Here is a 25,564-nt window from a genome sequence, read left to right as displayed (position 1 = left end):
TTAACTATTATAGATCCAATCTGAGCTTACAATCAGAGCGAAGGAAGTAGGAGGTAGCCCGCGATATCGTGATTCGAAGGGAGGCTTCGAAATATCTTGTTTAGACCTAGCTTGTATGTGGAGTTGAGTGTCATCCGAGTATTCTGGGAGAATCCTATGTTTTGTAGCAAATATTTTCAATTTTCTGAATGTAATCTGTTTATACTAACTAGTTTTGTCTATTATACATGAGGAGGATTGAGAGCTGTAGTTTGTGAGAATATTGAATTGGTTACCTTTGTTTGAAAATTAGCATAAACTTAAATAATATGAAAATTGAAGTATCAAATGGCGAAATCGCCGATAAGTTGACCATTATTGAAATCAAACTGGATAATATCAAGGACGAAAAAAAGCTGTCTAACTTGAGAAACGAGTTCAATGTTTTGGATGAAGCTGTAAGTAAGATTATCGCCAAAGATCATCCGCTTTATCTGGAGCTTTTAACCATCAACAAGCAATTGTGGGATATCGAAGATCGAATCCGTGAATTGGAAAAAGCAAAAGATTTTGGTCCTGGATTTATTGATGTTGCCCGATCGGTGTACTTCACAAATGACAAACGTTCTGATGTGAAGCGACAAATCAATGAGTTAACGGGATCTGATTTAATTGAGGAGAAGTCGTACGAAGACTATGCCTAGGATCATAGATATTATGCCTGAGTGTTTTAACGTGATTGCATGCAATTGCTGAATATTTAAGAAATGAAAAAAGATATCAAGATTTTCTGTATGAAATGGGGCACATTGTATGATGCTTCGTATGTTAATCGGCTCTTCAGTATGGTAAAGCGAAATCTGACCTACCCGTTCGAAATGGTATGCTTTACAGATAATGAAGAAGGAATAGATAAAGCAATAAAATGTTTCCCAATCCCAGAGGTGCAATTGGACTCAAATCTTCCAGAACGAATGTGGAAAAAGCTAACCACCTTTAAAGAAGATCTTTACGGATTGGAAGGAACTGCGTTGTTTTTAGATTTAGACGTTGTTGTTGTCGATAATATTGATTGCTTTTTTGAAGATGAGAATCCATTTATGATTATTAAGGATTATCGGAAGCAATGGCGAATTACCGGAAATTCATCGGTGTATAGATTTGAGATTGGGAAACACGGTTATGTGTATGACTATTTTATTCAGAATTTCGAGAATATTCGTTCCGAGCATCGTAACGAACAAGAGTATTTATCATGGGCTGTCAACGAGAAAGGAATCTTAAAATATTGGCCGAAAGAATGGTGTCCCAGTTATAAATATGACTGTATTTCACGGTTTCCGTTGGCAGTTTGGAAAAAGCCAATTATTCCGCACGGTGCTAAAATCATTATATTTCATGGCGAGTTAAATCCACACAAAGCCATCAAAGGAGGCCGGGGAAAGTGGTACCGGTATGTACGACCTGCAAAGTGGATCGCTGATTATTGGAGGTAGATCATTTTAGCAATATCATAGTTCGCTTTTGGTTTTCGACGTCGTTGTGTTTTTTAAGAAAGAAGTTATCTGAACCCGGAAATTGATTGGGGGAATTTCTATGTTCAGGTTGAATACCAAGGAGTCAAATCCAAGATCAGATTTGCGCAGTCTCCCCCCTTCGGGAGCTGCCTTTTTACATTATCAAAAGTTGTGTATGTTAGATATTAGCGTTATTATAATAAATTTTAACACCGCAGAATATACAAAAAGCTGCATTGAATCGCTGTTGAAAAATACATCTAAAGCTTTAGCGTTTCATATTGTTGTTGTTGACAATGCTTCAGATCTTGATGATTATCATTTACTATCCAATTATGTTGATAGCTTAAGTGACCCCCGTATTACTGTGGTAAGAAGTAAAATTAATACGGGTTTTGGAGGAGGGCACATGATAGGGGTTCAAAACGCACAACCTTCTAAATATCTGGCGTTTATTAATAATGATACCGTTCTTGTTCAGGACTCTCTTCATAGTTGTTTTAAGTTTATGGAACGGACGGTACAGGCAGGAGTTTGTGCACCAATAATTGTAAATGAGGAAAGAAAGCCGGTGAGTTCGTTTGATCATTATACATCAATTTCACGCGAACTACTAGGGCGATATGTGTTGGAGTTTCTCTTTCCGAAGAAATATCCTCCGAATAAAGGAGTTTTTGAGCTCCCAACGATTGTCGATTGTGTGAAAGGGAGTTTCATGTTTGTACGTGCCGATGCCTTCTATCAGGTTGGTGGATTTGATACGAACATATTTTTGTATTATGAAGAATCTGATTTGTGCAAAAGAATTTCGGCAGCCAAAGGTTACAAAACCTACTTACTGCCTGAAACCAGCTACGTTCATTACGAGGGGGGAAGTACGCAGAAGTCGATAGACATCAAAATAGAACGTAGAATTTCACTATTATATGTCATCAGAAAACATAACGGATTTTTGTTCTACATCGCGCTAAAATATCTTTTAATTTTTAGATATTTTGTCGTCAGTATTGTTAAGCCGAGGTATTGGAAATTGCTTGCCTGTTTGTTGGTTGGAGCCCCCCTTTCTCATTCATTGAAGCAAAAGCAAATAATCGGGTAGTTTTATGTTGTTTTGCACGGCTTGATGAATCGGGCTTTCTAAAAACAGATGTAAATAGTGAGTTTTTAATAGCAATTGAATTAAATAGTATGAGGTTCCTGGTAATACAGCAGAAAATGATCGGAGATGTACTGACTAGCACCATTATCTGCGATAATTTAAAAATTAAATATCCCGACTGTGTGATCGATTACGTTGTTAATGAGCAGACTGTTGGTGTAATTGAAAATCATCCCAGCATTGATCATATAATTGTCTTTAAAAAAGATTACCGTAAAAAAAAGGAACTATACCGGTTTTTAAAAATCATTGGTAAAGTAAAATATGATGCTGTAATTGACGCATATTGCAAAATAGAGAGCAATTTAATTTCCCTGTTCGCGAATTCACCCCGAAAAATTTCGATGAGGAAATGGTATTCCAGGTGGGTCTATGATTTGACCTATGTGCGTTTTTCGGAGCCGGATCCGCAAATGCGGTTGGCTATTAAAAACAGGTTGCAGTTGTTAGAGCCTTTCGGGTTGAGCGAACACCGGATCGTAACGCAACCTTCAATATTTATTTCGGAAGATGAAAAAGAACAAGCAAGTAATTTCCTTTCAATAAATAACATTGAAGATAATTCCAAATTGATCATGGTTAGTGTCTTGGGAAGTAGTAAAAGTAAGTCCTATCCTGATCTATTTATGGCAAGAATGATAGACCAGGTTTGTGAAGAGCTAGTGAATCCGATTGTTTTGTTCAATTATATTCCTTCTCAAAAGCAACAAGCCCAGAAAGTCTATGAGTTATGTAATGCAGGTAGTAAGTCATGTATTCGGTTCGACGTATTTGCAAGGTCAATGCGGGATTTTCTGGCGGTTTTGAAACAATGTAAAGTTTTAATCGGTAATGAAGGTGGAGCCGTGAATATGGCAAAGGCATTGGGGATTCCAACCTTATGTGTTTTTGCGCCAATGACTGATAAAGCGGGGTGGAGCTCAAATTCGGAAAAGAACCATATCGCCATTCATTTGGAGGATTTCTATCCGGAGTTGTTTAAAGACAAGGCAAAGAGTACAATGGCGAAACGCAATGTGGCCTATTACAACTTACTTGAACCTAAATTATTCAAAGCAAAATTGACCCGATTTTTAGATGAACATGTTTAATGTAAGGTAGAAAAGGAAGTCGGTGATTTCAGATGGGAGGTAGGCATGAAAACAATCTTGGTTTATAGCTATGCAGGTCTTAGTGAAATCGTGCGGTTGCTTCCGGTTCTGAAAGGTGTTTTGGAATCCAACAAAGACCTGGAGATCTATTTGTTGACCCAGCCATTTTTGTTCCCGGTTTTTGAGGGCATTGAGCGGTTGTATCCCGTTACCTCCGATTTAAAAAGAAAGCACAAGGGGGTGACTGGTTTGTTCCGTTTGTACAAAAGGCTGAAGAGCGAGATTAATCCCGACGAAGTGTTCGACCTGCACCAGGTTTTGCGGACTTTCATCCTGAACAGTTATTTTAGGGCGGGAGGAGTGAAGGTTCACGCCTTTCGGAAAGGGCGTGTCGAAAAACGGCAGGCTGTAAAAAACAAATCACATCGGCAGTTGCCCTCCACCATCGACCGTTATGCCGCTGCTTTTTCTGAAGCGGGCTACCGCTTTATCTTGCCGCAACCGCCGCTGTTCCGCACAACGCCGCGCGAGCAGGCGCTTCAACTCTTAACGCTGGATGCTGCCAAGGTAGAAACCTTGATCGGTATTGCTCCGTTTGCCAAGCACCGGCAGAAGGTGTGGGGCGTCGATAAAATTCGCGAGCTGTTAGGAGTGCTTCGGCAGGTTCCAAAAGCGAAAGTAGTGCTCTTTGGTGGCGGTAAAGCAGAGATGGAGATCCTCGATTCGCTGGCTGCCGAATTTGACCATTGCCTGGTGGCAGCCCATCATATCAACTTTGCTGAAGAGTTGCAAGTGCTGCCTCATCTCGATGTAATGCTGTCGATGGATTCGGCTAATATGCACCTGGCTGCTATGGCTGGTGTTCCTGTTGTCTCGGTATGGGGAGGCACACATCCTTCGCTGGGCTTTGCTCCGTATCACCAGTCGGACGATAATCTGATTCAGTACAATGGTCCCGACATTGCTTGCCGACCCTGTTCGGTTTTTGGCAATAAAAAATGTATCTACGGCGATGTACGCTGTATGCAGTACATTAGCGTAAAGCAGGTGGCCGACCGAATTGCTTTTATTCTCAACCGCTCGCTGCAATGACGTGTGCTTTTCTGAAGGCCGATGCTATTTTTTTACCCGTAGTTCTTGTTTATAGCCCGAGGGGGCCTCTGTATCGCTTGTTCGAAGGTAGAACCCTGGTATCGAGCAAGCATTTGTTCTTTTCTCGAGGCAATAATCGTTCGTTAATTTTTCGAAAAAATCATGGTCATTAGCTAGCGATGTTGTAAATTGTATAGGCCAAACAGGATGAAGCAAGGCGGTGGGGACGATGACAAAAGCCTTTGTCGACAGACTGGACCTAAAAACTGTTTGCACATCGGTTGACTCAAATAGACACAAAAGAAGCTGGCGATAAGTGCCATGCAGCAATTATTTGTTAGACGACGGGGACTACGGGTTAGTCCCTGTTTTCGTATCCGTCCCTGGCTGGAAGCGGCTGCCGGAACCCCGCAGCCGCCTTGATGTTTGTTAAGCTGTGCGGTAAGCCTGAGCCAGTGCTGGTAGCAAACGATTTAGCTGCCGGTGCAAGGCCGCAATCCGCTTGGCGTTGGACCGTTTCAGTTTTCGCATGGCCCTTAAAACGGGCGCTGGCTTGTGGGGCTGGCGATGAGTCCGCATGGCTTGGTTGTAGCTGTGTTGAAATTGCTGGCAGTCGTGCCAATGGCCGATCAGCAAGTCGATTTTTTTGAAGCGATCTCCCCAATCGGGCAGCGGCATACAGCCGTGAGCACTGCCCAGGTATAGAATCATGAAAGCTGTTTGTTTCAGGTGTTTCCGGCAGGCATGATACCGCTCATCGTCGGTGCGGAAACTGAGCAGTTGGTTAATTTTTTCAACTTTTTGCCCGACAAAAGCCTGAGCCTGCCGGCAGAGCAGGGCTTCCGACGCAGACCTCATCCTTCGGGCCATTCGGCTAAGCTGTTTTCGGTAGCTGGTGGTGTCAAAGGCTGCAAGCTCCTGCTTCATCGCTTCCCGATACAGCTGTTCTGCTTGTTCCAGTTGCCGGAGGTAAGCTTTGTCGGTTGTGGCAAGCAGGCGTTGGCTGAGCTGGCTGTTAAGCTGCTGTTCGCGGATGGCACCAGCCGTTTTGTAGATGCCTGCAATCGCACTTTTTGCTTCGACCAGCACATCGGGCTGTTGCGCCATCAAGCCATAAAACTTCACAAAGCAAAGCTGGCGTTTGAGGCTGGTGCGCAGCTGATGAATATTTTTTTCATTCAACCTGCTACGGCAGTAATCCAGGTACTTCAGAAAGCGCCGGCTGTGTCGCAGGTATTCGGTTGCCAGACTGTTTGCCATTCGTTCCGTGTTAATACCGTTTGCTTTTTAATTAAAGATACTTGTTTTGGGGACGAAGGTTTTTGCATTCGACGGTAAATAATTGGTGTTCAGTTTTTCTTTGTCATGCCTGCTGGCTAACTTTAGTCGTGTTGAAATCAACAGAAGGAGTTTATGCTATGAACATCATTCTAAGTATCGGAATTTTAATTTTTACCGGTTACATCCTGGGCGAGCTGGTTTCCAAAATCAAGCTGCCGAAAATATCGGGTTACATTTTGGCTGGAGTTCTGCTCAACCCCGACTTATCCGGCATCATGTCCAGTTCCTTTGTTGAACATACCGATCCGCTGTTAACGATCGCGCTATCTTTTATTACCTTTTCTATTGGCGGATCGCTTTCGGCAGCCCAATTGCGAAAAACCGGAGGCAAGCTGTTGACCTTAACTTTGTTGGAATCGCTGTTTGCTTTTGTATTGGTTTTTGCCTTGGTTTTTTTGAGTCTGCGTTTTTTTCTGCCTTTGTTCCACTCGGTGAACATCAGTCTGGCCGTGAGCCTGGTTCTGGCTTCGTTGGCTGCTCCAACCGATCCGTCGGCCACTTTGGCGGTTATTCACGAGTACAAAGCTCGGGGAGCAGTTAGCTCGACTATGCTCGAAATTGCTGCTTTCGACGATTTGGTGGGCATCATGATTTACACGCTGGTCACCGCTTTTGCCGTTTTTTTTGTGGGGCAGGGAGAACCCGATATCGGGAAAGTCATCCTGCAGCTTTTGACCAATATGGGAGGAGCCCTGGCCATTGGCGCTATGTTGGGCTGGGGATTTGGCTGGATTGTGCGTTTGTTTCCCCGGCAGCCCGAAGGAACGCTTATTGTGCTGACCTTTGGCTTGGTTAGTCTGAGTTACGGCATTTCCGAATATTTTGGCTTCGAGTCGTTACTGGCAACTATGGCATTGGGAGCGGTAGTGACCAATTGGAATCCGATTGCTGATGAGATTTTCAAATTGATCGAACGCTATACCGACGAGCTCATCTTTGTGATTTTTTTCACCCTCTCGGGTTTGCATCTTCAGTTGGCTTCGCTCGGGGGAAGTGCCCTGCTGATCGGCATCTATATTCTGGCGCGAGGCATGGGGAAATTTGCCGGTATTTACGCCGGAACGTTGTTCTTCAGGATGGATCGGAAGGTAACACGCTACACAGCCGGAGGCTTGCTGCCTCAAGGCGGAATTGTGATTGGTCTGGCGCTGTTGTTGACCAACGAACCTGCTTTTGCCGATACCGGATCAACCATTATGGGCATTGTCATTGGTGCGGCCCTGATTCATGAAATTATTGGCCCCATTGCCTCGCGGATGTCGCTTAAACGGGCAGGGGAGATTAAGGAGAAAAGCTAAATAAAGCGCCTGATTTGTTAAGGAAATAAATGTTCCGAAATTGGTTCCAAGGGCTTACACCAAGGGATGAAATAGCTGCTTCGACGATTGGGGCTGTAGCGTACAGTAAACGCGGTAATCGTTGTTTTACCTATTTCGTTAACGTTACCGTTCTGTTATATAACAACTCGTTTCGGCACCATTTTTCTGAAATATCGCTTAGCTTTACCCTCCGAAATTGGAGCAAACTGAACCGATCTGCTTATTGAAAATTAAAACGGAGGAGTAGCTAAAAATGGATAAGAATCTGGAGGTAATTACATTTGGTGAATCAATGGTGCTGTTTAGTCCGGGCGATAAAGGCCCCTTGCGGCACATTCATAACTTTACAAAATCGATTGCAGGGGCCGAAGCCAATGTGGCTATTGCCCTGGCACGCCTGGGCCACCGGGTGGGCTGGTTTTCCAAGCTAGGGCACGACGAGTTTGGGCGCTACATTCAGTTTATGGTTCGTGGCGAGGGGGTCGACGTGTCGCGGGTGATTGAAGATCCGGATCATCAAACCGGGCTTTTGTTTAAAGAACTGTTCGAGCACGTGAACCCCAATGTGTATTACTATCGCAAAAACTCGGCGGCCAGCTTCCTGACACCCGCCGACCTGGATCGGGAATACATCCAGCGAGCTCAGATTTTGCACCTGACCGGCATTACTCCGGCCATCAGCGAGTCGGCTCGGGCAACCGTTTTCGAGGCTATTCGGATTGCTAAAGCTGCGGGAGTGAAGGTGTCCTTCGACCCGAATATACGGCTGAAACTGTGGAGTGCCGAGCAGGCCAAGGCAACCATCCTCGAAATTTGTAAGGAGGTGGATATCTTGTTTCCCGGAATCGATGAGTCGGAACTGTTGCTGGGAACTACCGATACCGACGAGATTTTTAAGGCCTTTCATGCGATGGGGGTGAGCGAGATTGCCCTTAAATTAGGCAAGAAGGGCTGCATGGTGTCCGATGGAACACAACGCGAGTTTGTCCCCGGCTATATTGTCGAAAAACTGGAGGATACCGTTGGCGCCGGCGATGGTTTTGCCGCTGGCTACCTGAGCAGCCGTCTGAAAGGTTTGTCGATTCAGGAAGCGGGCGACTATGCCAACGGAGTGGGAGCCATGGCAACCCTGGTGCGTGGCGATAGTGAAGGTTACCCCAGCTATGAGCAACTGCTGGCCTTTACCGGAAAAATACACACGGTGGATCGCTAGCATCGAAGCGTTGAAATATTCGAATAAACGAGTGCGCAGAAAAAGCTCGGGTCTTGGAGAAAGGCCGGAGCTTTTTTATGAAAGTTCCTTTTTCGACGCTTAAGCGAGTGTTCTGTCAATTCTAATTTGTATAAAAGAGGATATTTTGTCCTACCGGACGGGGGGTCATTTCTTCTCAGCAATGGCTTTAGCCATTATGTTTAGGTAGCACTAAAGATCTGAGGTAGATTGTACCGTCCCGTAGGGACGGAATTTTGCCCACGGACATACTAAAGCTACCCAAATGTCATCCCTCCGGGATTGCTTTGAGCTTGCGTTTTACTTCTCACCTTCGATAAAGGGCGGCCGGATTATCAAGCGGCATTGATGCTATGTGGAATGACAACCCGACAACCCGTGACAACAACGATAACAGTATCGTCGGAAAATCCTAAATTTTCATTCCTGTTGGTGATTCCCCGGAATCATGAATGTTTTTTCTGAATGTCAATTTTCCTAGTTTTGTGGGTAAACGAACAACCAATGGCACAAGCAATACAGGATTTATATCCCGAAAATTTGGCGCACTGCTACGGCTGCGGCAAGAATAATCCGAACGGATTTCAGTTAAAAACTTACCTCGAGGGCAACGAAACCATCGCTCACTTTACGCCTGGTGAGCAATATACGGCGATTCCCGGCAGTGTGTACGGGGGCTTAATTGCCTCGCTGCTCGATTGCCACGGAACCGGATCGGCAGCTGCTTTTATCTGTCAGGCCGAAAATATTCCTCTGCAAGCTCCAATTCCGGTTCGTTGTGTGACTGCTTCGCTAAAAGTCGACTTCAAAGCGATGACTCCCATGGGTGTCGAACTGGAATTGAAAGGCAAGCTTCGCAGTCTCCAAGGTCGCAAAGCCTGGATCGACATGACTCTGACCGCCAATGGCACCCTTTGCGCAACCGGCGAGATGCTGGCCATTCGCTTGAAAGAATAAAGGCACAAAAGCAAAAGTTGCGGGGATGCCGGCGTACGAAACAGGTGAACCAAGATGAATAAGCGTTCGGCTTAGGCAAGGAAACAGGGGGCTGTTTGTTTCCAAACGGGGTATCATGGGTTAAAGGGCAGCATCAGCTCGGGCAAATTCGTTAGCTTTAGGCATCGAAAACATAACAAACCCAACACCGATGAAACGACACATCCTTTGGCTACTACTTTGTTGCAGCCTTGGGCTCCATGCCCAGATCAATCCCAATCCCAATCCGTTTGCGGCCGCTGCCAATCCCGGCGAACAGCTTACTTATCGCAATCCGGTTATTCCCGGTTTCTATTCCGACCCCACGGTGTGCCGTGTTGGCAACGACTATTATCTGGCGACAAGTAGCTTCGAATATTTCCCGGGTATTCCGGTTTTCCACAGTCAGGATCTGATCCATTGGGAGCAGATTGGCCATGGCATCGACCGGCCTTCGCAACTGCCGCGGGGCATCAATATTTTTGCGCCAACGCTTCGTTACCACAAAGGCACCTTCTACCTGATAACGACCAATACGGGGCAAGGGGGCAATTTTTACCTTACAGCCACCAACCCGGCAGGCCCCTGGTCCGATCCGGTTTGGATTGACGTGCCCGGCATCGATCCGGATCTGTTCTTCGATGAGGATGGCAAGACTTATGTGATTTCGTCCGAGTTTAAGCTTTTCCGGATCGATCTGCAATCGGGCGAACTGTTGACCGAAGGCAAACAAGTTTGGTACGGAAACGGCGGGCGTTATGCTGAGGGGCCGCACCTGTACAAAAAGGATGGCTTTTATTACCTGATGACGGCGGAGGGTGGCACCGAGGAAGCCCATTCGGAATGTATTGCCAGAAGTAATTCAATTTGGGGGCCTTATGTGGGGAATCCGGCTAATCCGATTTTGGCACACGCCAATGCTGCCGGGCAAAACAGCTTGATTCAAGGTGTTGGCCATGCCGATATCATCCAGGCGCACGATGGATCGTGGTGGATGGTCTTTCATGGTTACCGCAAATCGGTTGGTTATCCGGCTCATCATATCCTGGGGCGCGAAACCTGCCTGGCGCCGGTGGTGTGGCCCCGGAACGGTTGGCCGGTGGTTAATGGAAATGGCACCGTAACGGTGGCTATGAGCTGTCCCACATTGCCGTTAAAGCCGGTTGTGGCCAAGCCAACCCGCGACGAGTTTGATGCTGCGACACTTGGGGCGGATTGGAACTTTATTCAGCCACCAACGGCTGATGCTCCTTTTTTCAGGTTGAAAGACGGAGCCCTGCATCTGACCGGATTGCCACAGCAGATTAGCACTTTCGGTGCATCGGCTTTTGTAGGCCGGCGGCTGCAGGACTTGCAGTTTACGGCCAGCAGCAGCCTTCAGTTCGACCCCCAAACCGAGAATGAAACAGCCGGACTGACTTTGGTGAACAATGGCCAGCATTTCGATTTGCTGGTGAAAAAGTCGGGCAACGACCGCATTGTTTACGTTGAACTGCATTTTGGAAATATCAGCTATCGTTCCAAAACTGCGACCCTGAAGCCCGGGCCTGTGCAGTTGATGGTGGCTTGCCAGGGGGAAGATTTCACCTTTGCATATACTCAGGACGGCTTCGAAGTACCGTTGGAAAAGGTAAACCTGCGCTTTCTGAGTTCCGAAACAGTGGGCTGGTTTACCGGCGTGTATGTGGGAATGTATGCCACCGGAAACGGGCAGCCCTGCCGCGATGAGGCTGTCTTCGACTACTTCGACTATCAGGCAAACTGAAGTGTAGCTTGCCAAAATCAAAGAGGCTCCGGTCTGACAAGAGATCGGAGCCTTTTATGGGTTTTCTGAGCGCGAATTAGTGAATGTCGAACCGATCGAGCATCATCACTTTGTTCCAGGCAGCAACAAAGTCGCAGACGAATTTGTCCTGTGCATCGGCGCTACCATAAACCTCGGCCAGTGCCCGTAGTTCCGAGTTCGATCCAAACACCAAATCTACGCGGGTGGCGGTCCATTTCAATTTTCCGGTGTTGCGGCACTGCCCTTCAAACAAGTCCCGTTCTTGGGACGTTGGTTTCCAAACCGTGCCCATATCCAGCAGGTTCACAAAGAAATCGTTGGTCAGCGTGCCGGGCTTGTCGGTGAATACACCATGTTTCGAATGATCGAAGTTGGCATCCAGAGCCCGCATACCACCAATCAATACGGTGAGTTCCGGCGGTGTGAGCGTGAGCAACTGAGCTTTGTCGATCAGTAATTTTTCGGACGGAATCGAATATTTTCCTTTCAGGTAGTTGCGGAAACCATCAGCATGGGGTTCAAGCACGCCAAAGGATTCGACATCGGTTTGCTCTTGCGAGGCATCTGCCCGTCCGGGAGTAAATGGCACCGTGATCTTGTGCCCCGCATCGGCTGCTGCTTTTTCCACGGCGGCACATCCGGCCAGCACAATCGTATCGGCCAGCGATATTTGTTTGCCTCCGCTTGCCGATTGGTTGAATGCTTTTTGGATGCCCTCGAGCGTGCTGAGTACTTTGGCCAGTTGCGGCGGATTGTTTACTGCCCAATCTTTTTGGGGTGCCAGGCGGATGCGGGCACCATTGGCTCCTCCTCGTTTGTCGGAACCCCGGAAGGTTGAAGCCGACGCCCAGGCTGCAGCGATCAATTCGGAAACCGACAAGCCGGAGTCTAATACTTTCTTTTTCAGTTCGGCAACATCTTTTTCATCAACCAACTGATGCTTCACTGCCGGAATAGGGTCCTGCCAGATCAACTCTTCAGCAGGTACTTCGGGCCCCAGATAGCGGGCGCGTGGGCCCATGTCGCGGTGGGTCAGCTTAAACCAGGCGCGGGCAAAGGCATCGGCAAACTCGTCGGGATGCTCATAAAAACGACGCGATATTTTTTCGTAGATCGGATCGAAGCGTAGGGAGAGGTCAGTCGTTAGCATGGCCGGAGCGATTCGTTTTTCCGGGTCGTGGGCGTGCGGAACACTGCCGGCACCGGCTTGGCCCCGTGGTTTCCACTGATGGGCTCCCGCCGGGCTTTTGGTCAGTTCCCATTCGTAATCAAATAGGTTCTCGAAGAAATTGTTGCTCCACTTGGTGGGGGTCTTGGTCCAGGTGACTTCCAGTCCGCTGGTAATGGTGTCGCCACCTTTGCCGGTGCCAAAGCTACTTTTCCAGCCCAGCCCTTGTTCTTCGAGCGGGGCTGCTTCCGGTTCGGGACCGACATGAGCGGCATCGCCGGCACCGTGGGTTTTCCCGAAGGTGTGTCCACCGGCAATCAGCGCAACGGTTTCTTCATCATTCATGGCCATGCGGGCAAAAGTTTCGCGGATATCTTTGGCTGCTGCCAGTGGATCCGGATTGCCGTCGGGCCCTTCCGGGTTCACATAAATCAGTCCCATTTGAACGGCAGCCAGCGGGTTCTCCAGATTACGCTCTCCCTCGTAACGCTTGTCGTCGAGCCAGGTCGTTTCGGTTCCCCAATATACATCCTGCTCGGGTTCCCACACATCCTCGCGGCCGCCACCGAAGCCAAATGTTTTGAACCCCATGGTTTCGAGTGCTACGTTCCCTGCCAAAATCATCAGGTCGGCCCAGGAAATCTTCTTACCATATTTTTGTTTGATGGGCCAAATCAGGCGGCGGGCTTTGTCGAGGCTCACATTGTCGGGCCAGCTGTTCAGTGGTGCAAAACGCTGCTGTCCGGCACCGGCACCACCACGACCATCGCCGGTGCGGTAGGTTCCGGCGCTGTGCCAGGCCATGCGGATAAACAAGGGGCCATAGTGGCCAAAGTCGGCAGGCCACCACTCCTTTGAGTCGGTCATCAGTTTGGTCAGGTCTTTTTTTACTGCTGCCAGGTCGAGGCTCTTAAATTCCTCGGCATAGTTAAAATCCTTTCCCATCGGGTCGGACAGCGACGAATTTTGCCGAAGAATATTCAGATTTAGTTGATTGGGCCACCAGTCTTTGTTGGTGGTTCCTCCGCCTGAAGTGTGTGTGCCTACATGACCGGTAACCGGGCATTTGCCTCCACCGTTGCCATGCGCATGTGTGTGATTGTCCATATTAGAGAATATTTAAGTTTAGATACTACCCCTAAGTTACGATATTTCGAACGAAGGGTTAATTGAATTTTTTGATTGCAGATCATTGATATCGATCTGTGTGGAGAGAATCGTTTTTGTCGCTATCAAATGTGCCGGGGAGTTGTTGGCAATGAGCTAAGCCGATAGCAGCCAAGATTCGATTTCGCGGAAATTCGTGCAGGAATGAAAGTTGAGGATTTTTTCAACGATACTGTTGTCGTTGTTTTCAAAAGTTGTCGGGTTGTCGCTCCTCCTCCAGTCAAAACCAGTTATTGGCATTGCGACTTAGCACCTTTGCGTGGTAAGACTTTAACAGAAAAAGGGCTTCCCTCGTAAAGGAAGCCTTTTTGATGATTTATCGATTGTGTTCAACTATTTTGGGTCGAAGGTCAGCTCGAATTTATCGGCCAGCGATTTCAAGTCGTCGATCACTGCTTGCTGAACGGGAACACCGTTTTTCAGGCGTTCTTCAGTCATTTCGCGCTCCGGATCTCCGGGAACTAAAACACGTTCCTGTCCATCGGCTACTTCAGCGTTGTGGAAGGTTGTGATCCAGTTGTCCATGTGTGCTTTAAATTCATCGGCCGGGCGGAAAGCATCAACGCGCCAGGCACCCACAAAGTGGCCAATTCCTTCACCCACCGGATTGGCCGGAGGATCGAGGAAGGCAACAAAGGGAGGAACCCAAGGGCCATAGTTGGCACCCGACAAAACAGCCGAGAAAATATCGACCATCGAGCCCAGACAGTAACCTTTGTGTCCGCCATGTTGGCGGTCGCCGCCCAATGGTAACATCGATCCGCCCTGTTTCAGAATGGTCGGGTCGGTGGTTGGGTTACCATCTTTATCCTGCGCCCAGCCTACGGGCATTTCTTCACCTTTACGTTGCAGCACTTCCAGCTTTCCGTTGGCAACGGTTGTGGTAGCCATATCAATGACCACCGGTGGTTGGCTGGCCGCAGGAATTGCCACTGCGATCGGGTTTGTTCCCAGGTAGCGGCTTCGCGAGAAGGTCGGCGATACCAACGGGCTGGCGTTGGTTAGCGCAAAGCCGATCATGTCTTCCTCCAGCGCCAGCATGGCATGGAATCCGGCGATACCGAAGTGGTTCGAGTTTTTCACTGCTACCCAGCCACTACCGGCGGTTTTCGCTTTTTCCATCGCAATGCGCATGGCCTCGGGCGCGGTAACTAAGCCAAGGCCCAGGTCGCCGTCGAGCACCGCCGTTGAAGGTGTTTCGTGCACAATCTTCATGTTGGGGGTGGCGTTCAGGCGCTTTTGTTCCCACAGGCGAATGTAGCCACTCAGCCGCGCAACGCCGTGCGAGTCAACGCCACGCAAATCGGCTTGATTTAAACAGTTGGCGGCCACTTCGGCTTGTGCTTCGGGGCAACCCATTTTTACAAATACCTGTTTGGTAAATTCTTTTAAGTATGATGCAGATATCGTCATTTTTCTTAATGTTAGACATGAGTCGTGAGATATGAGTCTTGAGAAACGAAATGTGTGAGATTCTGAAACCCTGTTTTCTTTCGAATAGCAAGTTCTGGATGACCTCAGCTTTTCTTTCTTTACGAATGACTCACGACTCGAGACTTGTTACTTTTTCCTATTTTCTTACAAAATCGCGGGCCGAGGCCTGTGCTGTGGGCATAATCAGCAGGTCGTCGATGTTGACATGTGCCGGGCGCGAAGCCATAAACCAGATGGTCTCGGCAATGTCCTTGGCCGTCAGCGGATCGAAGCCTTCGTATACTTTGGCCGCTTTTGCTTCGTCGCCCTTAAAGCGTACCAGCGAGAATTCCGTTTCTACGGCACCGGGGCATATTGTACTTACCTTAATGTTGTGCGGTGCCAGCTCAATGCGCATGGCTTTGCTGATGGCCGAAACGGCGTGCTTGGTACCGCAATACACCGATCCGTTCGGATAGGCTTCTTTCCCGGCGATCGACGAGAGGTTGATGATGTGCCCTTTTTGCTGCTCGATCATCCAGTTCGATACCGGTTGGCTGATGTAGAGCAAACCCTTCACATTGGTGTCGATCATTTGTTCCCAGTCGGCAACATCGGCGCTGGCAACAGGGTCTATTCCGGCAGCTAATCCGGCATTGTTGATCAATAAATCGATTTTTCGCCATGCTGCAGGGATGGACTCTAGTGCAGCATCAACTTCCGATTTTACGCGAACATCGAAGTTCAGACAGAGAACCCGCCCCCCGGAGGCTTCTAATTCTGTTTTGATGGTCTCCAGCCGCTCGGCACGGCGGCCTGTTAAGATCAAGTTGAAGTTGTTTGTTGCCAGTATCCGGGCTGATTCCAGTCCGATTCCAGCTGTTGCTCCGGTAATTAAGGCAATTTTTTTGGTCATATCTACTTGAATTGAATTGGTCAGCGGTAAATTAAACTTCCAAAGGTTATGGAAAAATCATCTACTTGACTATTTTTGTTTTCATTATATACGCTTTAAAACAAAACCATTATGGCTGAAGTGACTGAAAATAAAGAGGTATTCTCAATCGATCAGATTGAAGAGCCCAAAGATATTCATGATATTGTTTTTAACCTAATGGTGAATCCAAATTTGGCGCCGGTCAACTATTTTAATGATTTTAGTGACGAAGGTGTTCAATTGGAGAATCTGGCAAGCGACGAGACTGATGATTCGGGTATTTTCACCACCGACAGTGGCGATCTGATGTCGATGACAACCCATGCATTCCATCATCATCTGGAACGTGATCCGCAGACAGCAACCGAAATTTTGATTAGTCGTGCTGCCCGACGCATGATTTGTTTTGGAGCCAAACCACAAGCTGTTAGTGCTTTCCTGTACCATATTAATATTGCCGATCCAAACGGGCAGTTTATTGCTTCGGGCGCCAAAAAAGGCTTGGAAAATGCAGCGGAAAAGTTTGGGATTAAGGTGTCGGACCGCAAGATTCGTTTCGACTATTTCTCGAACCACGGCCCGGTGCTGCCAACTATTATCATCAGTATGATGGGGAGTGTAAAGGACAAAGAAAAAGTGCTGACCCATCATTTTAAAAGTAAAGGCAACAATATTTTTGTGTTGGGCAAATCGCACGAGTGCATCAACTCGTCGGAATATCTGGAGTTTTATCACGAGGTAGGCGATTCACCGCTGCCGGTTTTCAATCTCGACGTTGAGGTGAAGCTGCACCAAGCAATGGATGCATTGATTGAGAAAGGACTGATCACTTCGGCTAGCCCGGTCGGAAAAGGAGGCTTGTTCTTCTCCCTGATGCGTGCAGGTATGCCTGCCGGTTTAGGCTTCGACATCACCACCGATGCTGAAATCAGACGCGACGCCTTTTTGTTTGGCGAGGCCATGGGACGCCTGATTGTAGGGGTACCACAGGAAAAGGCCGATGATTTTGTGGATTATATGCAAACAACAAAAATACCCTTCTTCGCACTGGGACATATTACCCGTGGCGAAATCCGGATTGATGATGAATCGTTCGGTTTTATTGATAAAATGAATCCATTAGCTTAAATGACTGTATCTCCTTATCAGGGTTCCGATAAAAATAAAAAGCAGCAGGTCGAGCAGATGTTCGACAATATTGCTCCCAAATATGATTTCCTGAATCATTTTTTAAGTTTGGGTATTGATAAATTGTGGCGTAAAAAAGCCGTTCGTATTTTAGGTGGTTACAAACCTCAAAGTGTGCTGGATGTAGCCAGTGGTACCGGCGATTTTGCCATTGCAACATCGAAAATAGCACCGCAGAAAATTGTCGGTTTCGACCTGTCGGAGCAGATGATTAAGGTGGGAGCCGAAAAAGTGAAAAGGCTAAAGCTTGATCACCTGATTAGTTTCCGGAAGGGCGACTCGGAGAATATGCCTTTTGCCGATGCATCGTTCGATGCCATTACCGTGGCCTTTGGCGTTCGTAATTTCGAAAACCTGGAGAAAGGCTTGCAGGAGTTTTATCGGGTGCTGAAGCCCGGTGGGGTAGCTATTGTCCTGGAATTTTCGAAGCCCAAATATTTTCCGTTTAAGCAGCTTTACAAATTTTATTTCTTTCACATTTTGCCCCGTCTGGGCGGCTTGATCTCCAGGGATGCGTCGGCTTACAGCTATTTGCCCGAGTCGGTGATGGCTTTTCCCGACGATCAGGACTTCCTGAATATCCTGAAGAAAACAGGTTTCGCCGAAAGCCGGCAATGGCGCCTTAGTTTGGGTATTGCAACGATTTATTTGGGGCAGAAATAAATTTTCATTTCACGGCAATGTGAACAATATTTTTGTCAAATTCTTGTTTTGAATAAGAATACAAACGTTTATCCTTTGAAAAAACAACTGTTCATCATCGTATTTATGATGCTTGGCCTGACTGGCTTCGGGCAAAAGCCGCATGTGCTGCACTTAACGAACTTCGATAATAAGAAAGTACATTTTGGGTTTACGCTGGGGATTAATGTTCAGGATTTTCGTTTAACACACTGGTCGCCTATTGGGCGCAATCCGGTGTTTTCGGAAGCAGAACCCGGAATGCCCGGTGCCGGAGAAGTGGTGAAGACCGATACGGTGCGATCGGATATTGCCTCGTTAAACCCGGGATTAACCGTTGGGGTTGTCTCCAATTTTCGATTGGGAGAGTACTTTGACCTTCGGATCTTACCGGGACTTTCTTTTGGCGAAAGGCGACTTGTTTATACCAAAAACGGCGAATATTTGCCGGTCTACGATGTTTATGCCGGAAATAATGATTTGCGCTATGTGAGTGTGAAATCAACCTATATTGATATTCCTGTTTTGATAAAATACAAATCGAGCCGACTGAATAATCAGCGGCCTTACATTATTGGAGGGCTTGCTTATCGGATCGATATTTCGAAAACAGGCGAGGAAGATTTGTTGCAGCCCAAACGTGGCAGCTTGTTTCTGGAAGCCGGTATTGGGCTGGACAGCTACCTGCGTTTTTTCCGCTTTTCAACCGAATTTAAGGTTAGCCTGGGCCTGAATAACCTGGTGGGCGACAAACCGGTGGAACAACGTGAGTACTATTCCGATGCTATCAAAAGTATTTACTCCCATATTTTTACACTGAGCTTTCATTTCGAATAGTTTTAAGCGGCAAAGTTCAGCATTTATCCTACTTTTGCGCTTTAGTTATTTGATTTTGAATGAGGAAAGATTTCAATTTATCACTTACGCCGAAACAGGCGTCCGATGAAGTTTATTACCGCCCGATTATTGCATCGAAAATGGGCGTGGATCCTGAAGAAATTACGGCCATTGTTGTTCGCCGGCGCTCGATTGATGCGCGACAGCGGCAAATAAAAATCAACCTGGGGGTTGCTGTTTATTTGGGTGAACAGCCACAGCCCGAACGGAAGATTTATGATTACGGAAACGTAGCCGGAAAAACTCCCGTTGGCATTGTGGGGAGCGGCCCCGCCGGATTGTTTGCCGCGCTGCGTTTGATCGAGTTGGGCTATAAGCCCGTTATTTTCGAACGCGGGAAGAATGTTCACGATCGCAAGCGCGACATCGCCAAAATTTACCGTGAGCATTTGGTTGATCCCGATTCCAACTATGGCTTTGGCGAAGGAGGTGCCGGAACTTTCTCGGACGGGAAGTTGTATACGCGTTCCAAGAAGCGGGGAAGTGTTACTAAGATCCTTGAAATCCTCGTTCAATTTGGTGCCGATCCTCAAATTCTGATCGACGCCCATCCGCATATCGGCACCAATAAACTACCGGGTGTTATTGCACACATACGCGAGCAAATTATCGCTAGTGGTGGTGAAATCCATTTTAACAGCCGGGTAGCGGATTTGATTTTAAAAGGCGACGAATGTCGCGGGGTTGTGCTGAACGACGGTCAGCGCGTGGATTGTGCAGCGGTGGTTTTAGCCACAGGGCACTCAGCGCGTGACATCTACGAAATGCTTTACCGTAGCGGCGTAAATCTGGAGTCGAAACCTTTTGCTGTCGGCGTTCGCATTGAGCATCCGCAGGCTTTAATCGATTCCATTCAGTACCATCAACCGAATCGAGGACCCTATTTGCCGGCCGCAAGTTATTCGTTTGTCGAGCAGGTGAACGATCGTGGTGTTTACTCCTTTTGTATGTGTCCCGGCGGTTTTATTGTTCCGGCAGCAACAGCTCCGGGCGAGCTGGTGGTGAATGGTATGTCGCCGTCTAAGCGCAATTCGCCCTTTGCCAATTCAGGCCTCGTGGTTGAGGTTCGTCCTGAAGATTTGCGCGAGTTTCAGCAGTACGGTGTTTTTGCCGGGCTCGAATTTCAAAAGTCGGTGGAACAACTTTGTTTTCAGTTAAACGGACACAGCCAGTTTGCACCGGCACAACGAATTGCTGATTTTGTGGCAGGCCGTAAGTCGGCCGATTTGCCGGAAACATCCTATCGTCCCGGCTTGGTGTCATCAGCACTACACGATAAATTACCCAAACGTATCAGCTCGCGTCTGCGCGAAGGTATTCAGCAGATGGATCGGAAAGCCCGTGGTTTCAATACCGATCAGGGAGTGGTTGTTGGTGTGGAGTCGCGCACATCGTCGCCCGTTCGTATTCCCCGTAACGAGGAGACATTGGAGCATATCCGTATCAAAAACTTATATCCTTGCGGCGAGGGAGCCGGTTATGCCGGAGGGATTGCTTCGTCGGCCATTGATGGCGAACGTTGTGCGGATGCACTGGTTGAGACGCTGAAGGGGTAGCGATTGAAAGAGAAAAGTCAAAAGTTAAAAGTCAAAAGTTAAAAGGGAAAAGGATTTACGGTTTAGCAATTTACCATTTACGATTGGAAGAACGAGGAATCGTATCCTTGGTTTATGGGCGAAAACTTCACGCTTTTGGGGGTAGCCTGACGAGAGTGATCGTTATCCCTATTTCGTGTCTAATGAACTCACGACTTTCTTCTCCGAAACTCCGATAAACAAATTCCTGTTGCCATGGAAACATTCAGCGATTCGCTGCCGGAGCCGTTTGTAGCAAAGGAAGGAATATGAATTTTATCGCTAATTACCCGCTCTACATCTTTGCTGATGCCGTTGCCTTCGTTGCCCATCACCAAAATACCTTGGGGCGCGAGTGCTTTGTTGTAAATGTTTTCACCTTCCAAAAATGCGCCGTAAGTTGGCAGGCCTTGTTGTTGCAGCTCGGCCAGGGTTTGTGGTAAATCTACGTAGTGAATTTTAACCCGGAAGATAGCGCCCATACTGGCCTGTATTACCTTGGGGTTATAGCAGTCGACGGTGGTTGTGCTGCATAGTAGGTGTTCAATGCCAAACCAGTCGGCCAGCCGGATGATGGTGCCCATATTGCCGGGATCCTGAATGAAATCCAGCGCCAGGCTCAATTTATTTTCCAGCTCCTTTTGCGAAAAAGGAACCACAGGCATGGCTACAACGGCCAGCGCATTTTGTGGCGATTGCAGCAGGCTAAGTTTGCGCAGTTCATCATCGGTTACTTCAATGGTCTCCATTGCCGATGCCGAAAGCCCGGGGTGACCAGCTGAAAAACGGCTTGTAGCACAAAGTAGTTTCACCTGTAAGCCCGATTGTAAGGCTTCAGCAACCATTTTGTCGCCTTCAACCAAAAAAACTTTTTCCGCCTCCCGGTTCTTTTTGCGGGCCAGCGATTGGATGTATTTCAACTTGTTTTTACTTAGCATGGCTGGATTTTGCAATGGAATGGTAAAAATATAAAGCCCGAAAGATTTGTTAGCCTTTCAGAGTAATTATTTTTGTATTGAGCTGAATCCGGCAAATATTTCGCGGAGAAAGCACTGTTTGCAAAAAACTTCACATCTTTGAAGAATTGTGCTGTTGGGTGCCTCAAATGATACTCCGCAAATTCCGCTTGTGGCTTCATGCTTCATGAAAAGCTTAACCGCGGTTGAGGAACGAATTTTGGCATCGGTAAGGAGTTGTGCAGACACTTTATGAATGAGAAACAGAAAACATGATTCGCTTTATGCAGGGTAGAACGCTGTTATTGGTCAGACGGATGTTGGTTGCGGTTCTTGCAGCTTTGTTGGTAGCTTGTTCGGCTACGAAGTTTGTGCCAGAGGGAAGCTATTTGTTGAATGATGTTGATGTGAAAGTCGACAATAAGCAAATCAATAAAGAGGAGTTGAAAAAGCAGGTTCGTCAGAAGGAAAACCTGTCCATTCTGGGCTTTTTCAAGTTTCACCTGGCCATGTATAATCTTTCGTCGCGCAAGAAGAGCAATGATTGGTTTAAGCGAATAGGTGAAGCTCCGGTGGTTTATCAGGAGTTTCAGGCGCAGCGTTCTGTTGAGTACCTCAAGGTTTATCTGCGTAACAAGGGATATTACGATGCCGTGATTGAGGACACGGTGATTGTGCACGAAAAGCGACGAAAAGTTGATCTTAAAATCCGGGTCGAGGCGGGAATACCCTACCGGGTTAAGCGCTATACCTACCGAATTGACGATCCGCGAATAGCCCCCTTAATTTATGCCGACAGCGCCGGGCAAGTTGTGAAAAACGGAGATATCTTCGATGTTGATCAGCTAAACAAGGAACGGCGGCGCCTGGCAACCATCCTGAAAAATCACGGCTATTTTAATTTTACAAGCGACCATATCCAGTTTGTGGCCGATACGGCCTTAAGTAATAAACAAGTGGACTTAGAGATTGAGGTTGCTGATGCGGATTTTCAACAGCAAACCGATAGTCTTAAACATCATCGGAAATTTGTGCTCCGCAACTTTCGCTTTAATACCGATTTTGTGCCGCCTCAGTTTTTGGACGACTCCGAACAGTTGGCTTACGACACGATATTTGAGCCGCCCTACACTTTTATTTACAAGGATCAGTTGCGCTACAAGCCCACGTTGCTCGAAAATTTGAACCGAATGAAGGACAGCACCTATTATTCGCTTCGCAATGCTGAGAAGACTTTTCGCTCGTTGAACCAAATACAACAGTTTAAGCTGGTTAACCTGAATTTTGAGCCGGTAGCTGGCCTGGGAAATGATTCAATAGGGGTGCTGGATTGCAATATTCAGCTGTCGCCTGCGCCGCGGCAAGGTTTCTCGGTTGAGGTGGAAGGCACCAATTCGTCGGGGAACCTGGGGGTGGCGGGCAACCTGAATTATCAGCATCTGAACCTTTTTCACGGAGCCGAGATTTTGAATGTAACCCTTAAGAGTGCCTGGGAGCGGCAGGAAGCCATGATCTCGAATAACGCCCTGAGCTTTAACACCCGCGAATATGGCATGGAAGCTTCGGTTACCCTGCCGAAATTCTGGGCTCCTTTCAGCGCCGACCGTATTTTCAGTTACCAGGTGCCGCAAACGGTTTTCTCAACGGGCTATAATTATCAGCGCCGCCCCGACTATACCCGCACCATCACCAATTTGCGTTTGGGATACCAGTGGAAGAGTCAGTCGTTCCGTACCAATTATTTGAATATTCTGGATTGGAACTATGTGCGTTTGTCGGCCTTCAACGAAGATTTTATCAGCTCAATAAAGGATTTGTACATCAAAAGCAGTTTTACCGATCACTTGATCATGGCCACCAATTATACCTTGGTTGATAATACGAAGAACACTGAAAAGGACAATACTTACCATTATTTCAAATGGTCGATTGAGTCGGCCGGTAACTTGTTGTCGGCACTCGTCAAATTAACCGGTCGCTCGAAGTTTGAAACGGTAGATGCCGATACCGGTGATCAGCTTAGTTACTATAAAGTGTTTAACACCCGTTTTGCACAATACCTGAAAACGGACTTCGAGTTTCGCTACGGCTATCGTTTCGACAAGTTTAACAGTTTGGTATCGCGCGCTTTTCTGGGCGTCGCTCTGCCTTACGGAAACTTTGATGTGTTGCCCTTCGAAAAGAAATATTTTGGCGGGGGCGCCAACGGCATTCGTGCCTGGCAGGTGCGCACCCTGGGCCCCGGTACCTATAAAGCCTCCGAAGACGAGTATCCAAACCAGTCGGCCGATATTAAACTGGAAGCGAATGTGGAATATCGGTTTCGCTTGCTGAGCTTTGTTGAGGGGGCCTTCTTCCTGGATGCCGGTAATATCTGGGCGATTAACTCGAAGGATAACCGCGAAGGAGCGCAGTTTAAGCCGGACCAGTTTTACAAGCAGATTGCGATCGGTACCGGCACCGGCTTACGTTTCGATTTCAGTTATTTTATTTTCCGTTTCGACCTGGGGCTAAAAATGCGCGACCCCTCGCTACCGGCCGGCAAACGATTTATTTGGGGACATTACCCCATCCGAAACGAACATTTTAATTTCAACGTAGCCATTGGATATCCGTTTTGATGCCGGATGCTGGTTCCTGGTTGCTGGATGCTGGTTGCTGGATGCTGGTTAATGGTAATAAAAAGATGCTTTTCTTGAAAAAAATGTAAAATCGTATCAATTAAGGGCTTTCCGATTTTTCAGTATTGCTGAACTGGCTACTTTTGCGGGCTCAAAAAAAGAGTAACCAAAACAAATAACTGAAATAATCGCATGTTTAAACGAATTGCAGGGGCTTTGTCCGCCTCATTTTTGTTGTGTTCGGCATCGGCGCAACAAGTCGGATTGAATGATTTCAATTTGAAGTTATATGGCTTTGTCCGTACCGATTACTATGTTGATACCTATAAGGGGAACGATGTTGCCCACGAAAATTTTTACCTGGTGCCCTGGTATACCGGGCAAGATGCCAATGGCGAAGATTTAAATGAACAGACCAGTGCCAACCTGACCGCCCTGGCATCGCGTTTAGGGGCGAAAATTCAGGGCCCGGAACTACTGGGCGCCCAAACAGCTGCTGTGCTGGAATTCGATTTTGGAGGCATTACTAAAACCGAACCGACTTTGTTTCGTATTCGCCATGCTTATGTTGCCTTTAGTTGGGACCAATCGAAACTAACCGTTGGACAAACCTGGCATCCTTTCTTTGGCGGAGGTGTTTTCCCGGCTGTGGGTGCCTTTAATACAGGTGCCCCATTTCAGGCTTTTAACCGTTCGCCCTTAGTACGCTACGACTATAAGCTCGGAAAGCTGACCGTGGGAGCAGCGGCCATTTACGAGAATCAGTATGCTTCCAAGTCGCTCGATTCCGGTTCTTATTCAACTGCAAATCAGGCCAAGCGAAATGGCGTTTTGCCCGAACTGACGCTCACCGCCGAATACAAAGCCAACGGATTGACCTTGGGCGCTGGGGCTGAGTGGAAGCGGATTAAACCCCGCATGCTTACTGAGGGTAGCTTGGGAACCTATAAAGCCGATGCGTATTTAAACAGCCATGCTGTGATGGGCTATGTGAAGTACCAGCACGAAAAGTTGTCGGTTACCGCCAAAACCTTCTATGGGCAGAATATGACACATCTGTGTATCCTGGGAGGTTATGCCGTGGCCACAAAGAACGAGTCAACCGGAGCCGAAACTTACACCAACTTTAACACCAGCTCCAGCTTGCTGAATGTTGTTTACGGTAAAAAATGGCAGGTGGGTATGTTTGCCGCTTATCTGAAAAATTTGGGTACTTCGGATGCCGTTTATGACAACAATGGTGCAGCAATTACGGCTGGGTTGTTGCCAGCAATTCAGGAAGCAGCACGCGCGTCGGTTCATGTTGCGCTGAATGTGGATAAACTGCGCTTTGTGGCAGAATGTGAGATCACCACCGCCGATTATGGCGTGGACGGACTGGACTTTGCCGATGGAACCTACAGTGATACACATCGGGCAACCAATCAGCGTGTCAGCTTATCGATGGTTTACGCCTTCTAGCCTGAATCCGC

The 25,564-nt window shown here is 47.5% G+C and carries 20 protein-coding genes; 15 read left to right on the top strand and 5 right to left on the bottom strand.

The window, feature by feature from the left end:
• Positions 1 to 308: 308 nt before the first annotated feature.
• From C8N47_RS02585 to C8N47_RS02565, 5 genes are all read left to right on the top strand, one after another.
• Positions 309 to 683: a DUF6165 family protein gene (locus C8N47_RS02585; RefSeq protein WP_107820953.1), complete on the top strand. Its 375-nt coding sequence runs from the start codon at positions 309 to 311 to the stop codon at positions 681 to 683.
• A gap of 63 nt (positions 684 to 746) precedes the next feature.
• Positions 747 to 1,475, top strand: a complete 729-nt coding sequence (locus tag C8N47_RS02580; protein WP_107820952.1) for a glycosyltransferase — start codon at positions 747 to 749, stop codon at positions 1,473 to 1,475.
• A gap of 196 nt (positions 1,476 to 1,671) precedes the next feature.
• Positions 1,672 to 2,595 carry a glycosyltransferase family 2 protein gene (locus C8N47_RS02575; RefSeq protein WP_107820951.1) on the top strand — a complete coding sequence of 308 codons (924 nt, stop codon included), beginning with the start codon at positions 1,672 to 1,674 and terminating at the stop codon, positions 2,593 to 2,595.
• Positions 2,520 to 3,746: a glycosyltransferase family 9 protein gene (locus C8N47_RS02570; protein WP_170111265.1), complete on the top strand. Its 1,227-nt coding sequence runs from the start codon at positions 2,520 to 2,522 to the stop codon at positions 3,744 to 3,746. The genes C8N47_RS02575 and C8N47_RS02570 overlap by 76 nt, the downstream gene beginning before the upstream one ends.
• A gap of 45 nt (positions 3,747 to 3,791) precedes the next feature.
• The gene (locus tag C8N47_RS02565; protein ID WP_107820949.1) at positions 3,792 to 4,838 is read left to right on the top strand and encodes a glycosyltransferase family 9 protein; all 1,047 of its coding nucleotides are present in this window, start codon (positions 3,792 to 3,794) and stop codon (positions 4,836 to 4,838) included.
• A 429-nt stretch (positions 4,839 to 5,267) separates the two neighbouring features.
• On the opposite strand, the gene C8N47_RS02560 is transcribed toward C8N47_RS02565, so the two are convergent.
• Entirely contained in the window at positions 5,268 to 6,098 is an 831-nt protein-coding gene (locus C8N47_RS02560; RefSeq protein ID WP_107820948.1) for a CHAD domain-containing protein, read from the bottom strand.
• Between the two features lie 158 nt (positions 6,099 to 6,256).
• Here C8N47_RS02560 and C8N47_RS02555 point away from each other — a divergent pair, with 158 nt between their 5' ends.
• The 4 genes from C8N47_RS02555 to C8N47_RS02540 all read left to right on the top strand — a co-directional run bounded on the left by C8N47_RS02555 (position 6,257) and on the right by C8N47_RS02540 (position 11,469).
• Positions 6,257 to 7,477, top strand: a complete 1,221-nt coding sequence (locus C8N47_RS02555; RefSeq protein WP_107820947.1) for a cation:proton antiporter — start codon at positions 6,257 to 6,259, stop codon at positions 7,475 to 7,477.
• A gap of 274 nt (positions 7,478 to 7,751) precedes the next feature.
• A complete protein-coding gene (locus C8N47_RS02550; protein WP_211316017.1) occupies positions 7,752 to 8,711 on the top strand; it encodes a sugar kinase in 960 nt (319 codons plus the stop codon).
• Positions 8,712 to 9,233: 522 nt separating this feature from the next.
• Positions 9,234 to 9,686, top strand: coding sequence for a PaaI family thioesterase (locus C8N47_RS02545; RefSeq protein ID WP_107821102.1), 453 nt, complete (start codon positions 9,234 to 9,236; stop codon positions 9,684 to 9,686).
• Between the two features lie 190 nt (positions 9,687 to 9,876).
• Entirely contained in the window at positions 9,877 to 11,469 is a 1,593-nt protein-coding gene (locus tag C8N47_RS02540) for a glycoside hydrolase family 43 protein (RefSeq protein ID WP_107820946.1), read from the top strand.
• A gap of 76 nt (positions 11,470 to 11,545) precedes the next feature.
• On the opposite strand, the gene katG is transcribed toward C8N47_RS02540, so the two are convergent.
• From katG to C8N47_RS02525, 3 genes are all read right to left on the bottom strand, one after another.
• Complete coding sequence (gene katG / locus C8N47_RS02535; protein ID WP_107820945.1) at positions 11,546 to 13,765, bottom strand: catalase/peroxidase HPI; 2,220 nt, start codon at positions 13,763 to 13,765, stop codon at positions 11,546 to 11,548.
• Positions 13,766 to 14,158: 393 nt separating this feature from the next.
• Positions 14,159 to 15,238 (bottom strand): Ldh family oxidoreductase, encoded by a 1,080-nt coding sequence (locus C8N47_RS02530; protein ID WP_107820944.1) that lies wholly within the window; start codon positions 15,236 to 15,238, stop codon positions 14,159 to 14,161.
• A 157-nt stretch (positions 15,239 to 15,395) separates the two neighbouring features.
• Positions 15,396 to 16,154: an SDR family NAD(P)-dependent oxidoreductase gene (locus C8N47_RS02525; protein WP_107820943.1), complete on the bottom strand. Its 759-nt coding sequence runs from the start codon at positions 16,152 to 16,154 to the stop codon at positions 15,396 to 15,398.
• 111 nt (positions 16,155 to 16,265) lie between these two features.
• Here C8N47_RS02525 and C8N47_RS02520 point away from each other — a divergent pair, with 111 nt between their 5' ends.
• The 4 genes from C8N47_RS02520 (at position 16,266) to C8N47_RS02505 (ending at position 20,497) form a co-directional block, all read left to right on the top strand.
• Entirely contained in the window at positions 16,266 to 17,303 is a 1,038-nt protein-coding gene (locus C8N47_RS02520) for an AIR synthase-related protein (protein WP_107820942.1), read from the top strand.
• Entirely contained in the window at positions 17,304 to 18,026 is a 723-nt protein-coding gene (gene ubiE / locus C8N47_RS02515) for a bifunctional demethylmenaquinone methyltransferase/2-methoxy-6-polyprenyl-1,4-benzoquinol methylase UbiE (protein WP_107820941.1), read from the top strand.
• Positions 18,027 to 18,101: 75 nt separating this feature from the next.
• Complete coding sequence (gene porT, locus C8N47_RS02510; RefSeq protein ID WP_146161412.1) at positions 18,102 to 18,881, top strand: type IX secretion/gliding motility protein PorT/SprT; 780 nt, start codon at positions 18,102 to 18,104, stop codon at positions 18,879 to 18,881.
• A 59-nt stretch (positions 18,882 to 18,940) separates the two neighbouring features.
• Positions 18,941 to 20,497, top strand: coding sequence for an NAD(P)/FAD-dependent oxidoreductase (locus C8N47_RS02505; RefSeq protein WP_107820939.1), 1,557 nt, complete (start codon positions 18,941 to 18,943; stop codon positions 20,495 to 20,497).
• A gap of 188 nt (positions 20,498 to 20,685) precedes the next feature.
• Here the strand turns inward: C8N47_RS02505 and C8N47_RS02500 are convergent, their stop codons facing one another.
• Positions 20,686 to 21,453 (bottom strand): TrmH family RNA methyltransferase, encoded by a 768-nt coding sequence (locus tag C8N47_RS02500; RefSeq protein WP_107820938.1) that lies wholly within the window; start codon positions 21,451 to 21,453, stop codon positions 20,686 to 20,688.
• Positions 21,454 to 21,743: 290 nt separating this feature from the next.
• Between C8N47_RS02500 and tamL the strand changes: the two genes are divergently transcribed.
• Together tamL and C8N47_RS02485 are read left to right on the top strand one after the other, a co-directional pair.
• The gene (tamL, locus tag C8N47_RS02490; protein WP_107820936.1) at positions 21,744 to 24,092 is read left to right on the top strand and encodes a translocation and assembly module lipoprotein TamL; all 2,349 of its coding nucleotides are present in this window, start codon (positions 21,744 to 21,746) and stop codon (positions 24,090 to 24,092) included.
• Between the two features lie 192 nt (positions 24,093 to 24,284).
• Positions 24,285 to 25,553 (top strand): hypothetical protein, encoded by a 1,269-nt coding sequence (locus tag C8N47_RS02485; protein WP_107820935.1) that lies wholly within the window; start codon positions 24,285 to 24,287, stop codon positions 25,551 to 25,553.
• The last annotated feature ends 11 nt before the right edge of the window (positions 25,554 to 25,564 follow it).

The sequence above is a fragment of the Mangrovibacterium marinum genome, from assembly GCF_003046625.1.
GTDB lineage: Bacteria > Bacteroidota > Bacteroidia > Bacteroidales > Prolixibacteraceae > Mangrovibacterium > Mangrovibacterium marinum.
Note: the sequence above shows the minus strand (reverse complement) of the source record. Positions and strands in the feature narration are given on the sequence as shown.

What these genes read in the sequence shown, in the direction of transcription:
- C8N47_RS02500 (WP_107820938.1), bottom strand. Translation starts at nt 21,453, where the DNA reads ATGCTAAGTAAAAACAAGTTGAAATACATCCAATCGCTGGCCCGCAAA.
- C8N47_RS02545 (WP_107821102.1), top strand. Translation starts at nt 9,234, where the DNA reads ATGGCACAAGCAATACAGGATTTATATCCCGAAAATTTGGCGCACTGC.
- C8N47_RS02575 (WP_107820951.1), top strand. Translation starts at nt 1,672, where the DNA reads ATGTTAGATATTAGCGTTATTATAATAAATTTTAACACCGCAGAATAT.
- C8N47_RS02565 (WP_107820949.1), top strand. Translation starts at nt 3,792, where the DNA reads ATGAAAACAATCTTGGTTTATAGCTATGCAGGTCTTAGTGAAATCGTG.
- C8N47_RS02540 (WP_107820946.1), top strand. Translation starts at nt 9,877, where the DNA reads ATGAAACGACACATCCTTTGGCTACTACTTTGTTGCAGCCTTGGGCTC.
- tamL (WP_107820936.1), top strand. Translation starts at nt 21,744, where the DNA reads ATGATTCGCTTTATGCAGGGTAGAACGCTGTTATTGGTCAGACGGATG.
- katG (WP_107820945.1), bottom strand. Translation starts at nt 13,765, where the DNA reads ATGGACAATCACACACATGCGCATGGCAACGGTGGAGGCAAATGCCCG.
- C8N47_RS02530 (WP_107820944.1), bottom strand. Translation starts at nt 15,238, where the DNA reads ATGACGATATCTGCATCATACTTAAAAGAATTTACCAAACAGGTATTT.
- C8N47_RS02525 (WP_107820943.1), bottom strand. Translation starts at nt 16,154, where the DNA reads ATGACCAAAAAAATTGCCTTAATTACCGGAGCAACAGCTGGAATCGGA.
- C8N47_RS02585 (WP_107820953.1), top strand. Translation starts at nt 309, where the DNA reads ATGAAAATTGAAGTATCAAATGGCGAAATCGCCGATAAGTTGACCATT.
- ubiE (WP_107820941.1), top strand. Translation starts at nt 17,304, where the DNA reads ATGACTGTATCTCCTTATCAGGGTTCCGATAAAAATAAAAAGCAGCAG.
- C8N47_RS02520 (WP_107820942.1), top strand. Translation starts at nt 16,266, where the DNA reads ATGGCTGAAGTGACTGAAAATAAAGAGGTATTCTCAATCGATCAGATT.
- C8N47_RS02555 (WP_107820947.1), top strand. Translation starts at nt 6,257, where the DNA reads ATGAACATCATTCTAAGTATCGGAATTTTAATTTTTACCGGTTACATC.
- C8N47_RS02550 (WP_211316017.1), top strand. Translation starts at nt 7,752, where the DNA reads ATGGATAAGAATCTGGAGGTAATTACATTTGGTGAATCAATGGTGCTG.
- C8N47_RS02505 (WP_107820939.1), top strand. Translation starts at nt 18,941, where the DNA reads ATGAGGAAAGATTTCAATTTATCACTTACGCCGAAACAGGCGTCCGAT.
- C8N47_RS02560 (WP_107820948.1), bottom strand. Translation starts at nt 6,098, where the DNA reads ATGGCAAACAGTCTGGCAACCGAATACCTGCGACACAGCCGGCGCTTT.
- C8N47_RS02485 (WP_107820935.1), top strand. Translation starts at nt 24,285, where the DNA reads ATGTTTAAACGAATTGCAGGGGCTTTGTCCGCCTCATTTTTGTTGTGT.
- C8N47_RS02580 (WP_107820952.1), top strand. Translation starts at nt 747, where the DNA reads ATGAAAAAAGATATCAAGATTTTCTGTATGAAATGGGGCACATTGTAT.